The sequence below is a fragment of the Bacteroides sp. D20 genome (assembly GCF_003436255.1).
GTDB lineage: Bacteria > Bacteroidota > Bacteroidia > Bacteroidales > Bacteroidaceae > Bacteroides > Bacteroides uniformis.
In genome coordinates, this window is record NZ_QSOO01000025.1 from 21,415 (window position 1) to 35,054 (window position 13,640).

At 48.8% G+C, this 13,640-nt stretch carries 14 protein-coding genes and 1 riboswitch; of the genes, 10 read left to right on the forward strand and 4 right to left on the reverse strand.

Translation table 11 applies throughout. The features are described 5' to 3' along the window. Window positions 1-92: 92 nt before the first annotated feature. The 3 genes from xylA to DXD78_RS19260 form a co-directional block, all read right to left on the reverse strand. Window positions 93-1,409 (reverse strand): xylose isomerase, encoded by a 1,317-nt coding sequence (gene xylA, locus DXD78_RS19250; RefSeq protein WP_005825539.1) that lies wholly within the window; start codon window positions 1,407-1,409, stop codon window positions 93-95. Between the two features lie 105 nt (window positions 1,410-1,514). Beyond that, on the reverse strand, window positions 1,515-2,993 hold the full coding sequence (locus DXD78_RS19255) for a xylulokinase (protein ID WP_034529774.1): 1,479 nt from the start codon (window positions 2,991-2,993) through the stop codon (window positions 1,515-1,517). A gap of 47 nt (window positions 2,994-3,040) precedes the next feature. Beyond that, window positions 3,041-3,772 (reverse strand): NUDIX domain-containing protein, encoded by a 732-nt coding sequence (locus DXD78_RS19260; protein WP_005825541.1) that lies wholly within the window; start codon window positions 3,770-3,772, stop codon window positions 3,041-3,043. A 398-nt stretch (window positions 3,773-4,170) separates the two neighbouring features. On the opposite strand from DXD78_RS19260, the gene fabD reads away from it, so the two are divergent. The 10 genes from fabD (at window position 4,171) to thiD (ending at window position 12,794) form a co-directional block, all read left to right on the forward strand. Beyond that, complete coding sequence (gene fabD, locus DXD78_RS19270; protein WP_005825542.1) at window positions 4,171-5,058, forward strand: ACP S-malonyltransferase; 888 nt, start codon at window positions 4,171-4,173, stop codon at window positions 5,056-5,058. Between the two features lie 107 nt (window positions 5,059-5,165). Next, window positions 5,166-5,708 carry a hypothetical protein gene (locus DXD78_RS19275; protein WP_016273742.1) on the forward strand — a complete coding sequence of 181 codons (543 nt, stop codon included), beginning with the start codon at window positions 5,166-5,168 and terminating at the stop codon, window positions 5,706-5,708. Window positions 5,709-5,782: 74 nt separating this feature from the next. After that, window positions 5,783-5,873, forward strand: a riboswitch (TPP riboswitch). A gap of 69 nt (window positions 5,874-5,942) precedes the next feature. Then, entirely contained in the window at window positions 5,943-6,140 is a 198-nt protein-coding gene (gene thiS / locus DXD78_RS19280) for a sulfur carrier protein ThiS (protein ID WP_005837106.1), read from the forward strand. A 5-nt stretch (window positions 6,141-6,145) separates the two neighbouring features. After that, a complete protein-coding gene (locus tag DXD78_RS19285; protein ID WP_009038436.1) occupies window positions 6,146-6,796 on the forward strand; it encodes a thiamine phosphate synthase in 651 nt (216 codons plus the stop codon). 23 nt (window positions 6,797-6,819) lie between these two features. Continuing rightward, window positions 6,820-7,599 (forward strand): thiazole synthase, encoded by a 780-nt coding sequence (locus tag DXD78_RS19290; RefSeq protein ID WP_009038437.1) that lies wholly within the window; start codon window positions 6,820-6,822, stop codon window positions 7,597-7,599. A gap of 157 nt (window positions 7,600-7,756) precedes the next feature. Further along, entirely contained in the window at window positions 7,757-9,439 is a 1,683-nt protein-coding gene (gene thiC / locus DXD78_RS19295) for a phosphomethylpyrimidine synthase ThiC (RefSeq protein WP_005825547.1), read from the forward strand. Between the two features lie 20 nt (window positions 9,440-9,459). Then, window positions 9,460-10,593 carry a 2-iminoacetate synthase ThiH gene (gene thiH, locus DXD78_RS19300; RefSeq protein ID WP_008664609.1) on the forward strand — a complete coding sequence of 378 codons (1,134 nt, stop codon included), beginning with the start codon at window positions 9,460-9,462 and terminating at the stop codon, window positions 10,591-10,593. Between the two features lie 35 nt (window positions 10,594-10,628). After that, window positions 10,629-11,324 (forward strand): HesA/MoeB/ThiF family protein, encoded by a 696-nt coding sequence (locus DXD78_RS19305; protein WP_009038438.1) that lies wholly within the window; start codon window positions 10,629-10,631, stop codon window positions 11,322-11,324. Between the two features lie 18 nt (window positions 11,325-11,342). After that, window positions 11,343-11,945 carry a thiamine phosphate synthase gene (locus DXD78_RS19310; RefSeq protein WP_009038439.1) on the forward strand — a complete coding sequence of 201 codons (603 nt, stop codon included), beginning with the start codon at window positions 11,343-11,345 and terminating at the stop codon, window positions 11,943-11,945. Window positions 11,946-11,966: 21 nt separating this feature from the next. Then, window positions 11,967-12,794 carry a bifunctional hydroxymethylpyrimidine kinase/phosphomethylpyrimidine kinase gene (gene thiD, locus DXD78_RS19315; protein ID WP_009038440.1) on the forward strand — a complete coding sequence of 276 codons (828 nt, stop codon included), beginning with the start codon at window positions 11,967-11,969 and terminating at the stop codon, window positions 12,792-12,794. A 108-nt stretch (window positions 12,795-12,902) separates the two neighbouring features. Here the strand turns inward: thiD and DXD78_RS19320 are convergent, their stop codons facing one another. Continuing rightward, window positions 12,903-13,550, reverse strand: a complete 648-nt coding sequence (locus DXD78_RS19320; RefSeq protein ID WP_005825555.1) for a DUF4476 domain-containing protein — start codon at window positions 13,548-13,550, stop codon at window positions 12,903-12,905. Window positions 13,551-13,640: the final 90 nt, after the last annotated feature.

A 13,640-nucleotide genomic window follows, 5' to 3' on the forward strand; every position in this document is an offset into this window, starting at 1 on the left:
TGATTAGCGATTAATGATTAGCGATTAATGATTAATATTGAAACACCTCATGCGCAACTTATTAACCACTAATCACTAAACATTGATCATTATTAGCAGTACATATTCACGATTGCCTCATACAATTCCTGCTTGCCGCTGGTCTGTTTCGGCTCACCGTTGGCTTTTGCGTAAGCTACCAAATCCTCCAGCGTCAGTTTGCCATCTTCAAATTCCTTGCCTTTACCACTGTCGAAGGAAGCATAGCGGTCGGCCAGCATCTTCTTGTAAGGAGACTCTTCAAGCAGTTTGGCTGCACTTTCCAGTGCACGTGCCATCACGTCCATACCGGCGATGTGGGCAATGAAAATGTCTTCCAGGTCGGTGGAGTTACGACGGGTCTTGGCATCGAAGTTTGTACCGCCATTGCCAAAGCCTCCGTTACGGATGATTTGCATCATTGCCTGGGTCAGTTCGAAGTTGTCGATGGGGAACTGGTCTGTATCCCAGCCGTTCTGGTAGTCACCACGGTTGGCGTCGATGGAGCCGAGCATACCGTTGTCTACGGCTACTGCGAGTTCGTGCTCGAAGGTGTGGCCCGCCAAAGTAGCGTGGTTCACTTCGATGTTCACCTTGAAATCTTTGTCCAGATTGTGAGCCTTCAAGAAGCCGATAACGGTTTCGGTGTCTACATCATACTGGTGTTTTGTAGGTTCCATCGGTTTCGGTTCAATCAAGAAGGTACCTTTGAAGCCGCGGGCACGTGCATAGTCGCGGGCGATGGTCAACATCTGTGCGAGGTGCTCTTTCTCACGCTTCTGGTCTGTATTCAGCAATGACATGTAGCCTTCGCGACCGCCCCAGAATACATAGTTTGAGCCTCCCAGTTCGATAGTAGCGTCGATGGCGTTTTTGATTTGGATGGCGGCACGTGCCACAACATCGAAATCGGGATTGGTGGCTGCACCATTCATGTAGCGGGCATGGCCGAATACGTTGGCAGTACCCCACAACAGTTTGATGCCGGTTTCTGCTTGTTTCTGCTTGGCATACGCTACGATTTCCTTCAAGTTGGCTTCGTATTCTTCAATGGTCTCGGCTTCTTCGCAGAGGTCTACATCGTGGAAGCAGTAGTATTCGATACCCATTTTCTGCATGAATTCAAAGCCGGCGTCCATTTTGTTCTTGGCAGCCTGAACCTTGTCAGCCTCACCGTTCCAGGGGAATTTCTTTGTTCCGCCACCGAATTGGTCACCACCTTCTGCGCAAAGAGTGTGCCACCATGCCATGGCGAACTTCAGCCATTCGCTCATTTTCTTACCCATGATTACTTTATCGGCATCGTAATAACGGAATGCCATCGGGTTCTTGCTCTCTTTACCTTCGAATTTAATCTTTCCTATTCCGGGAAAATACTCTTTTGTTGCCATAAGAATTTAATGTTTTAATGTGAGAATGTGCCAATGACAGACACATTCATCACGGGGTTAATTATTAATTTATTGTTTTAACGTGCTAACGTTTTAATGTGCACATTAGCACATTACCCAGTGTTTCCAGCGCGCATATGCGTCGGCATAAGCCTGGCGGTCTGCCACTTTCGGCTCTATCACCTCGAGCTTCTCAAGCGTGGCAAATGCTTCGTTGTTGTCCTTGTATATGCCCACACCGATTCCGGCGCCTTTGGCGGCACCTACAGAGCCGTCGGTATCATACAGTTCGATGACAGCTCCCGTCACACCGGCCAATGTCTCGCGGAACAGCGGGCTGAGGAACATATTAGCCTTGCCTGCATGAATTTTCTGCACGGGAATGCCCATTTGTTCCATGATGTCGATTCCATATTTAAAGGAAAAAACGATGCCTTCCTGCGCTGCACGGATGATATGCTGTTTGCCGTGCTGGTTGAAGTTGATGCCATGAATGGAACAGCCTGTTTCCTTGTTCTCAAGCATACGCTCCGCACCGTTTCCAAAGGGCAGGATGCTGATACCGGCACTGCCGATGGGAGCTTGTGCTGCCAGCAGATTCATATCGCTGTAGGAGATGCCTTCGGGAGCAACGGTGCGTTTTACCCATGAATTGAGAATGCCCGTACCATTGATGCACAGCAGAACACCCAGACGGGTTTGCCCGGCAGCATGGTTGACGTGTGCAAAGGTGTTGACACGTGACTTGGGGTCGTAGTTCACCTCACCGTTCACGCCGTATACCACGCCGGACGTTCCGGCGGTGGAAGCTATTTCACCCGGATTGAATACATTCAGGGAAAGGGCATTGTTGGGCTGGTCGCCGGCACGGTAAGTGATAGGCGTACCTTCTTTCAGACCCAGCTCTGCGGCTGCAGCAGCATTGACACGTCCCTGCTCGGAGAAAGTCGGTTTGATGTCGGCAATCAGAGAGGAGTCGAACCCATAATAGTCCATCAGAAAGTCGGCAACCCGGTTGTTCTTGAAATCCCAGAACATCCCTTCGGACAAACCGGACACCGTGGTACAGATGGTACCGCTCAACTTCATGGCGATATAGTCGCCCGGCAGCATTATCTTATGAATCTTTTCGTAAACGGAAGGCTCATTCTCCTTAATCCAAGCCAGTTTGGAGGCCGTGAAGTTGCCCGGAGAATTCAGCAGATGTGAAAGGCAAGTCTCCTCTCCCAATGTTTCGAAAGCCTTTTGTCCGTAGGGCACGGCTCTGGAGTCGCACCAGATAATGGCAGGACGCAACACCTGCTGGTTTTTATCTACACATACCAAGCCATGCATCTGATAAGAGATACCGATCGCCTTGATGTCTTCTGCGTTTACTCCGGATTCTGCCAATACCGCTTGTGTGGCCAGTTTCAAGTTTTCCCACCAGTTTCCGGGGTCTTGCTCTGCCCAGCCGGGCTTCACTGCGATAATTTCCGCTTCAGTCTTGGGGAAGAAGGCAGACGATACACACTTGCCGCTTTCCGCATTTACCAGACTCGCTTTTACAGACGAGCTGCCGATGTCATAACCTAATAAATACATTTCTATCAATATTAAAATGAAAGTGATATGAAGAATTTACAATCCGGCTACCGTCGGATTTTATTGTATATCTTTTTGTCGAAACGGTAGTAGCGTGCCGCCCGGTGGGCCACGCCCTGCTGTTTTTCTTCCAGGGGGACGACATACTCCATCAAGGCAATTTTTTTATGGAAATTGCGTACGTCGTACTGCTTGTCATACACCAGTTCGTACAAAGTGCGAAGCTGGGATGCGGTGAACTTACGCGGCAACAAGTCGAACAGTGAAGACGGGTTGAACTCGACGTACTGACGGACATAGGTAATGGCTTCCTTGATAATCAGGTTGTGGTCGAATGCCAGAGCCTTTATATCCGGCATGGCTACCCAACTAGCTTGATAATTGTCCAAATCACGGTTCAATGCGCGGTCTATCTTCACCAGGGAAAGATAGGCTATGGTGACAATACGCTCTACCTTGGACTGCATGGCACGTTCCAGCCAATGTACATCTCTGGGGTCCTTCGTACGGTTTTTTGAGCCGAATGCCTTGAATTGCATCAGATTGACGTTCTTCAGCCCCGTCAATTCATTCAACACCCGTTTGGCAGCTTCATCCAAATCCTCATCCATGTAAATCAAACTTCCGGGAAGCTTCATATCATGAAAGATTTCTCCTTCTTCCTCTCCTGCACGCTTAATCAGCAGAACCTTTAGCTGTTCTCCGTCAAAACCAATCACTACACAGTCCACAGAGATATGATTGTTTGCCAACGGCGTTTTTTGTTCTATGTTTTGCATAATATATCTCGTTAAGCGCTGCAAATATAAATAGGTTTTTCTAATTTGCAATAAAGGAAAAGAATATTTTTATAATATTATAAAGCATTATTTTTCAACTGAATACATATCTTACTTTATACAATATCATTTTCAGTTGTTATCGTATGGAATACAATATGTAATTTACAAGAATATACAAGAGGTCTAATTGTAGGAAGTACAATAAGGAGAAAGTGTTTCATTTATAAGTATTTCAGCCTCCGGATACCACAGAAGGCCCAAGCATACATATTGTATTTTAGCTTCCCTCCTTAAAGTAAGGGCATTGCACAAAAAACATCCGTTTGTGCGGTGAATATCAGAAAAACCTCTACCTTTGCAGCACTTTTTATTTAAACACTAAAAAACGAGTAAATATGAAAGCATTTGTATTTCCGGGTCAAGGTGCCCAATTCGTTGGCATGGGAAAGGACCTGTACGAAAATTCGGCATTAGCCAAGGAACTTTTTGAGAAAGCAAATGATATCCTCGGGTATCGTATTACTGATATTATGTTCAACGGAACAGATGAAGACCTGCGCCAGACTAAAGTTACCCAACCTGCCGTGTTCCTTCATTCCGTTATTTCCGCCCTCTGCATGGGCGATGACTTTAAGCCGGAGATGACCGCCGGTCACTCATTGGGCGAGTTCTCTGCCTTGGTTGCTGCCGGTGCACTGAGCTTTGAAGATGGTCTGAAACTGGTGTATGCCCGTGCCATGGCTATGCAAAAGGCTTGCGAGGCACAGCCCTCCACTATGGCAGCCATTATTGCCCTGCCGGATGAAAAGGTTGAGGAAATCTGCGCTCAAGTAAGTGCTGAAGGTGAAGTTTGCGTGGCAGCCAACTATAACTGCCCGGGACAGATTGTAATTTCCGGTTCCATAGAAGGTATCAACAAGGCTTGCGAACTGATGAAGGCTGCAGGTGCAAAGCGTGCTCTGCCGTTGAAGGTAGGCGGTGCGTTCCACTCTCCGCTGATGAACCCTGCCAAAGTTGAACTGGAAGCAGCCATCAATGCAACAGAAATCCATGCTCCGAAGTGCCCCGTATATCAGAATGTAGACGCTATGCCTCATACTGACCCGGTAGAAATCAAGAAGAACCTGGTGGCTCAGCTGACAGCATCGGTACGTTGGACGCAAACAGTGAAGAACATGGTTGCCGATGGTGCTACGGACTTCACAGAGTGCGGTCCTGGTGCAGTGCTGCAAGGTCTTATCAAGAAGATTGCACCGGAAGCTACGGCTCACGGGATTGCATAATTCCTTAAATAGAATATTTTCAAGGCTGTCTTTCTTCAAATAGACAGCCTTTCTTGTTTTAGTAGGCCATTTCCTTTATATTTGCCACTCACAACAAAATGGGATATATGGAAAAGATTACGGAGTTCAGAAATACCTTGGCAGTACCTATTCATAAGTTATCGATAGACTCTCTGGTACAAGAGGTATGCCTCTGCCCCGAGTATTTTGAAGATATATACCGATTGACATACGATGAAAAACAGACGGTGTCATGGCGAGCAATATGGGTATGCGAGAAATTGAGCGAAATCCATCCCGACTGGTTCATCCTACTGTACGATGAAATCATTCAACGGCTGATAGACTGCACGCACGACGGTTCCAAACGTCTCTTATTATCTATACTGTATAATATTCCCATCCCTACTCCAATCTCCGTCGATTTGCTGAATTACTGCCTGGACCACATGCTATCTCCGCAAGAAAGCATAGGAGTGCAAGCCCTTTCCATCAGAATAGCCTATCTGCTTTGCAGGAAGGAGCCGGAACTGCTGCAGGAATTGCAACTGATACTAGAAAATACAGAGCTTGATTTTTATTCAACTGGAGTCAGAACCACTGTTCGGAATACGCTGAAAAAGATACGTGCCACAAAGGGGCGCAAGTAAACAAAAAGTAATCACTGAAATAAAAAGTACGTTCTTTTGTTTTTTATTTCCGATTTTCCCTTACCTTTGTTGCCGTAAAGACAAAGGGGTGCCCCGACGGGCTGAGATTATACCCTCGAACCTGATGCAGTTAGTACTGCCGTAGGAATTGGATATTTCTTTCTTCACTGAACTTGCCGTAAAGACGCTTCTTTGTATTTACTTCCATTGTTTTATTTCTTAATGAACAGAAAAATGAAAGTATTGGTCAACAACAAGGAAGTGAAAACCGGCGCCACTACCCTTTCACAACTTATCGAGGAACTTGCCCTACCGATGCAAGGCATTGCCGTGGCCGTAGACAACCGTATTGTACTTCGCACGGAATGGACAAAATGCATCCTGAGGGAATACATGCCCATCATCATTATCAAAGCAGCTTGCGGAGGGTGAGGAAGATGAAGGACGAGAGACTGAAAAACGGAGGAATGCAGTTCATCACGCACTATACGGAACGATATTCGTATCTGGATGCTGCACGCATGGCTCTTGAGGGCGGTTGCCGCTGGGTGCAACTGCGCATGAAAGACACCCCGGTGGAAACGATAGAACCCGTAGCTTTGGAAGTGCAGGCCCTTTGCCGGCAATACGGTGCCACCTTCATCATTGACGACCATGTGGAACTGGCGCGAAAACTGCATGCCGACGGCGTACATCTTGGAAAGAAAGACATGCCCATAGCCGACGCACGCCGGATTCTGGGCGCGGAGTACATTATAGGCGGTACCGCCAATACTTTTGAGGATGTACTGCAACACTACAAAGCCGGTGCCGACTACATAGGCTGCGGCCCCTTCCGCTACACCACTACCAAGAAGAATCTGAGTCCGATATTGGGACTGGAAGGATATACAGCTATCATCCACCGGATGCAGGAGAAGGATATACACCTTCCGATAGTAGCCATCGGTGGAATAACCATAGCGGATATTCCAGCCGTTATGCAGACGGGGGTAAGCGGGATTGCCCTTTCGGGCACGGTACTGCATGCCGATAGTCCGGCAGATGAAATGAAAAGAATCATTTCTTTAATGGAGAATGAAAAATAAAGAATTAATATATGACGACTGATATGGAAAAATTAGTGATTGCGGAACGTGAGTTCAACTCCCGTCTGTTTTTAGGAACCGGAAAGTTCAATTCCGATGAAGTGATGGAGCAGTCTATCCTGGCATCCGGCACAGAAATGGTGACGGTAGCCATGAAACGCATTGAACTGGACAACAAGGAAGACAATATGCTGGTACACATACAGCATCCCGGTATCCAGCTTCTGCCCAACACCTCCGGCGTGCGCAATGCCGAAGAAGCTGTTTTTGCTGCACAGATGGCGCGTGAAGCTTTCGGCACGAACTGGCTGAAACTGGAGATACACCCCGACCCCCGCTATCTGTTGCCCGATTCTGTAGAGACGCTGAAAGCCACGGAAGAACTGGTCAAGTTAGGATTTGTGGTACTGCCCTATTGCCAGGCCGACCCCACACTGTGCAAGAGGCTGGAAGAAGCCGGTGCCGCCACCGTCATGCCGCTGGGTGCTCCTATCGGTACAAACAAAGGACTACAGACAAGGGATTTCCTGAGAATAATCATTGAACAAGCCAATATCCCCGTAGTGGTGGATGCCGGTATCGGTGCCCCGAGCCATGCGGCAGAGGCTATGGAAATGGGCGCTTCGGCTTGCCTGGTGAATACAGCCATTGCAGTGGCGGGCGACCCCGTGACCATGGCGGTAGCGTTCAAGCAGGCTGTAGAGGCGGGACGCATGGCATACGAAGCAGGTCTGGGCATACAGGCAGATAATTTTGTTGCGGAAGCCAGCTCACCGCTGACGGCTTTCTTGAATGAAAAATGACAAAACAGGGAGATTTACGATTAGACAATTTACGATTTACGATTGAAGTTACTCATGCAATCATAAACCTACCGGTTGAGAGAGGTTGTTTAACAATACAAACTCCAATCGTAAATTGTCTAATCGTAAATCTCTACATAACAAAACCTAAAGAAAAATGAACCAGAAGATAAAATTCCCCCGTTCCGAGAAAGTATATTTGCCGGGCACCTTGTTTCCCGAATTGCGCGTAGCTATGCGCAAGGTGGAGCAAGTGCCCAGTACGAACTTCATTGATGGAGAAAAGGTACTTACTCCGAATCCGGAAGTGTATGTGTATGATACCAGCGGACCGTTCAGCGACCCTGCCGTCGAAGTGGATTTGAAGAAAGGGCTGCCCCGTCTGCGCGAGCCGTGGATACTGAAACGCGGCGATGTGGAGCAGCTTTCCGAAATAACGTCGGAGTACGGACGCATGCGCCGCGACGACCAGTCGCTCGACTCTCTGCGCTTTGAGCATATCACCCTGCCCTACCGCGCCCTTCAAGGAAAATGCTGCACACAGATGTACTATGCCAAACAAGGTATCATCACGCCTGAAATGGAGTATGTGGCGATTCGCGAGAACATGAACTGCGCGGAGCTGGGAATAGAGACGCACATCACACCGGAATTTGTACGCCAGGAGATTGCTGCCGGACGCGCCCTGCTTCCTGCCAACATCAACCATCCCGAAGCAGAGCCGATGATTATAGGCCGTAACTTCCTGGTGAAGATAAATACCAATATCGGAAACTCCGCCACCACCTCGGGCATCGAAGAAGAGGTAGAGAAAGCATTGTGGAGCTGCAAATGGGGCGGCGACACGCTGATGGACCTCTCCACGGGCGAGAACATACACGAAACGCGCGAATGGATTATCCGCAACTGTCCCGTTCCCGTGGGCACTGTCCCCATCTACCAGGCATTGGAGAAAGTGAACGGCAAGGTGGAAGACCTCACCTGGGAAATCTACCGCGACACCTTGATTGAACAATGCGAGCAGGGAGTGGACTACTTCACCATCCATGCCGGCATACGCCGCCACAATGTGCATCTGGCCGAGAAAAGGTTGTGCGGCATCGTGAGCCGTGGCGGCAGCATCATGAGCAAATGGTGCCTGGTGCACGACCGCGAGAGTTTCCTTTACGAACACTTTGATGACATTTGCGACATTCTGGCACAGTATGACGTTGCCATCTCTTTGGGAGACGGGCTGCGTCCGGGGTCTACGCACGATGCCAACGATGAAGCGCAGTTTGCAGAACTCGACACGATGGGCGAGCTTGTGCTGCGTGCCTGGGACAAGAATGTGCAGGCTTTCATCGAAGGTCCCGGCCACGTGCCCATGCACAAGATTAAGGAGAATATGGAGCGCCAGATAGAAAAATGCCACGATGCGCCTTTCTATACGCTCGGCCCCATCGTGACGGACATCGCACCGGGATACGACCATATCACGTCCGCCATCGGTGCGGCGCAGATAGGCTGGCTGGGTACGGCGATGCTCTGCTATGTCACTCCCAAAGAGCATCTGGCACTGCCCGATAAGGAGGATGTGCGTGTAGGTGTCATCACCTATAAGATAGCCGCCCATGCCGCCGACCTGGCAAAAGGGCATCCCGGAGCACAAGTGCGTGACAATGCACTGAGCAAAGCACGTTATGAATTCCGCTGGAAAGACCAGTTTGACTTGTCGCTCGACCCGGAACGTGCGTTCAGCTATTTTCATGCAGGGAAGCATGTGGATGGGGAGTATTGCACGATGTGCGGACCGAACTTCTGTGCGATGCGGTTGTCGAGAGAATTAAAAAAGAAATAAATGGGAATTGATAGAGCACTATGTTTTCAGACGAATTAGAACATATATCCTGGGAGGAAACCACGGCACGCATCCATGCCAAGACAGATGCGGATGTACGCCGTGCCCTCTCCAAAGAACATTGTAATGTAGAGGACTTCATGGCCCTCATCTCACCCGCCGCTGCCCCCTATCTGGAGACGATGGCACGATTGAGCAAGAAATACACCGAGGCACGATTCGGGAAAACCATCTCCATGTTCGTGCCTCTTTACATCACGAATTCCTGCACCAACTCTTGCGTGTATTGCGGTTTCCATATCAGCAACCCCATGCCGCGTACCATACTGACGGAAGAAGAAATCGTGAACGAATACAAGGCCATCAAGAAGCTGGCACCTTTCGAGAATTTGCTGTTGGTAACGGGAGAAAATCCGGCCAAAGCAGGCGTGCCCTACATAGCCCGTGCACTGGACCTGGCAAAACCCTACTTCAGCAATCTGAAAATAGAAGTGATGCCCTTAAAAACGGAAGAGTATGCAACGCTGAAAGAACACGGCATGAATGGCGTGATTTGTTTTCAAGAAACCTACCACAAGTCGAATTACAACATCTACCACCCCCGTGGCATGAAGTCCAAATTCGAATGGCGTGTCAATGGTTTCGACCGCATGGGGCAGGCAGGCGTCCACTCCATCGGCATGGGAGTGCTCATCGGTCTGGAGAAAGAATGGCGGACAGACATCACCATGATGGCTTATCACCTGCGCTATCTCCAGAAACATTATTGGCAAACGAAATACAGCGTCAACTTCCCCCGTATGCGTCCTTCGGAGAACGGCGGCTTCCAGCCCAATGTCATCATGAGCGACCGCGAACTGGCACAAGTCACTTTCGCCATGCGCATCTTCGACCATGATGTAGACATCTCCTACTCCACCCGCGAGCCTGCCGATATACGCGACCATATGGCAACACTCGGTGTGACAACCATGAGCGCCGAAAGCAAGACCGAACCGGGAGGATATTACAGCTATCCGCAAACACTGGAACAGTTTCATGTCAGCGACGAGCGCAAGGCTGTGGAAGTGGACAAAGCATTGAAACGCCTGGGGCGCGAACCAGTGTGGAAAGATTGGGATGCGAGTTTTGATTTGAAGGCTTTCAAGAGATGAGTGGCCGAATACAGAACCTTAATAATAATGAACAAATGAACCGATATGCCAGACAAACGTCCCTCCCTGAAATAGGCGAAGCCGGACAAGAGAAACTGCGTAATGCCAAGGTGTTGATAGTCGGTGTGGGAGGATTGGGTTCTCCCATTGCCCTCTATCTGGCGGGAGCAGGAGTCGGAACGCTGGGATTGGTGGACGATGACCAGGTCAGCATCAGTAATCTTCAACGTCAGGTTCTGTATGCTGAAGCTGACCTTGGGCAGCCTAAACCTCTATGTGGCGCCCGTAGAGTGCAGGGTTTGAACAGCGATGTAAACGTGGAAGTATACCCCTTCCGTCTGGACAAGAAGAATGCCGGAGAACTGATAAGGAACTACGATATAGTGGTAGACGGGTGCGACAACTTCGCTACCCGCTACTTGCTGAATGACGTATGCAACGCTTGGGGCAAGCCCTACGTTTATGGTGCCATTCAAGGCTTTGAAGGCCAAGTGTCCGTCTTCTGCTACGGTGAGAGTGCAAAAAACTATCGTGACCTCTATCCGGATGAAGAAGGGACACTGCTCATGCCATCTCCGGACAAATCGGTTATCGGCGTAACCCCTGCCATTGTGGGTAGCGTAGAAGCCAATGAAGTGTTGAAACTGATTTGCGGCTACGGTGAACCCTTGGCTGGAAAGCTATGGACGATTGATTTAAGGACCATGCAGTCGTATATTCTCTCACTATAGGCAAACATCCATAAAGATATGAAACTGATAGTCATTACCACGCCGCAATTCTTTGAAGGAGAAGCAGAGGCAGTTACCTCCTTATTCCAAAACGGTTTGGAAATGCTCCACCTGCGCAAGCCGGGAGCTTCGGCAGAGGAGATGGGGAATTTTCTTCAACAGCTACCGATGGAATATATGCCACGCATTGTCACGCATGAGCAATTCCAGCTGGCATCCGTTTTCGGTCTGAAAGGAATTCATCTGAACGGGCGCAATCCGCAGATACCGTCCGGATATAAGGGACATGTCAGTCGCTCTTGTCACTCTCTTGAAGAAGTGTTGAAACATAAATCAGATTGTAACTATGTGTTCCTCAGCCCCATTTATGACAGTATATCCAAAGAAGGCTATTCTTCCGCTTACTCCTGCGATACCTTGCAGAAGGCGCAGCAAGCTGGTATTATCGACTCAAAGGTGATGGCATTGGGTGGCATCACCTTGGAACATCTTCCGGAAATAGCCGCTTTAGGTTTCGGAGGTGCCGTACTGCTGGGAGATGTCTGGCAGCAAGCGAAGGAAGCTTTCATCCCCCACTTCCTCCACCTGAAACAGCTTTCCTCTCACCCCTTTAATTTTTAATTTCTAATTTTTAATTATTTCATGCTTCCCCCTATTATCCTTTCCATTGCCGGTTCCGACTGTTCGGGCGGTGCAGGCATACAAGCAGACATAAAGACCATTTCCGCTTTGGGAGGTTATGCCGCTTCCGTCATCACGGCTGTTACTGCACAAAACACACTGGGAGTACAATCGGTTTATCCGATACCTGTGGATATGGTTAAGGCACAAATCACCTCTGTTATGGATGATTTAAGGCCGGATGCCGTCAAGATAGGTATGGTATATGATGCCGGTATTGTGACCACCATTGTCGATTGTCTTCAGACATATACTCCGGAGTGTATAGTCTATGACCCCGTCATGATATCGACCAGCGGACGGCGGCTGATGACCGAAGAAACCATACAAGTCATTAAGACGGAACTGTTTCCGCTATGCACCCTCATTACTCCCAACCTGAATGAAGCAAGCCTGCTTTGGGGGCGAACCATTGCCGGCACTGTGGAGATGCAGCAAGCGGCACAGGAATTATCCTGCAGATACAATACCGCTGTTCTCGTCAAAGGCGGACATCTGGAGGGCAATGACATGTGCGACGTGCTTTATTGCCGGCAACCTTCTGCCGGGGCTGACGTCCTGCCATCCGGATGCATCCTCTATTCCAATCCCAAAATAGAGAGCCGTAACCTGCACGGCACGGGGTGTACCCTTTCCTCTGCCATAGCTACATTTCTTGCCGGTGGCAACAAACTCGATGAAGCGGTCTGCAAGGCTAAAGAGTATATCGGTACTGCGATAAACCGGGGGAAAGACATGAATATAGGGCACGGGAACGGTCCGTTATGGCACTTTCCTTTATCGGAATAAGAGCTCGTCGAAACGCATTATCTGTTTACCTTAAACGCATTATCTGTCAGCCTCCGATACATCATGTGTTTGGCACCAACGGACAATGCGTTTCGACATGCCTGCTTCTTAATAGCGTATGCCCAGAATTTTCTTGGCATCGTCTTTCTTGAACAGTGAATCAATGACGTCTAAAATCGCTTCGTAGTTTTCCGGATCTACGATATTGGGAGCGAATATGTTGAGGACTTTCATCTTGTCGTCATCAAAAGTATATAGTGCCATCAAACTGGCACATTGCACACAGTTCAGACTGTTGTTTCGGGCAACAGTTCTCATCATTTCGATTTGATCATCCTTGAAAGGGCGGGACTTCACTTTTTCATAAAAATGCCGGAAGTCTTCGGGGTGCATCCCCCTGACATAAACCGGAGCTGGAGAATCTATCACTACTTCACTGGGAACAACCGGCAACGTACGTGGCTCTCCGGAGAATGAGTCCATTGCAACGACTCTCCCACCTTCAAAAGTCACGACAATCTGAGTTCGGCTGATATTACTTTTACCGGACAGCACTCTGGAATATTCCCATTCTTCTATATCCCGGTCGAAGCGGCGATACTCTGGAGTTCCCAATATCTTGGTGACCTCCTGCCTGCTCATCCCCTTCTGGATACTGTTCAACACATCTACCTTAGCATCATAAAACAAACTGGAACAACTGCTGAATCCCATCGTCATTACCAGTCCCGCAATAATTAGTCTGATTGTTTTCATCTTATCGAGTTTTTAGTTGCCACAAAGGTAGGCAGAAACATGGATAGACCTCTTATTATCCCCCTATTTGTCAAAAGGGATTTCCCTACT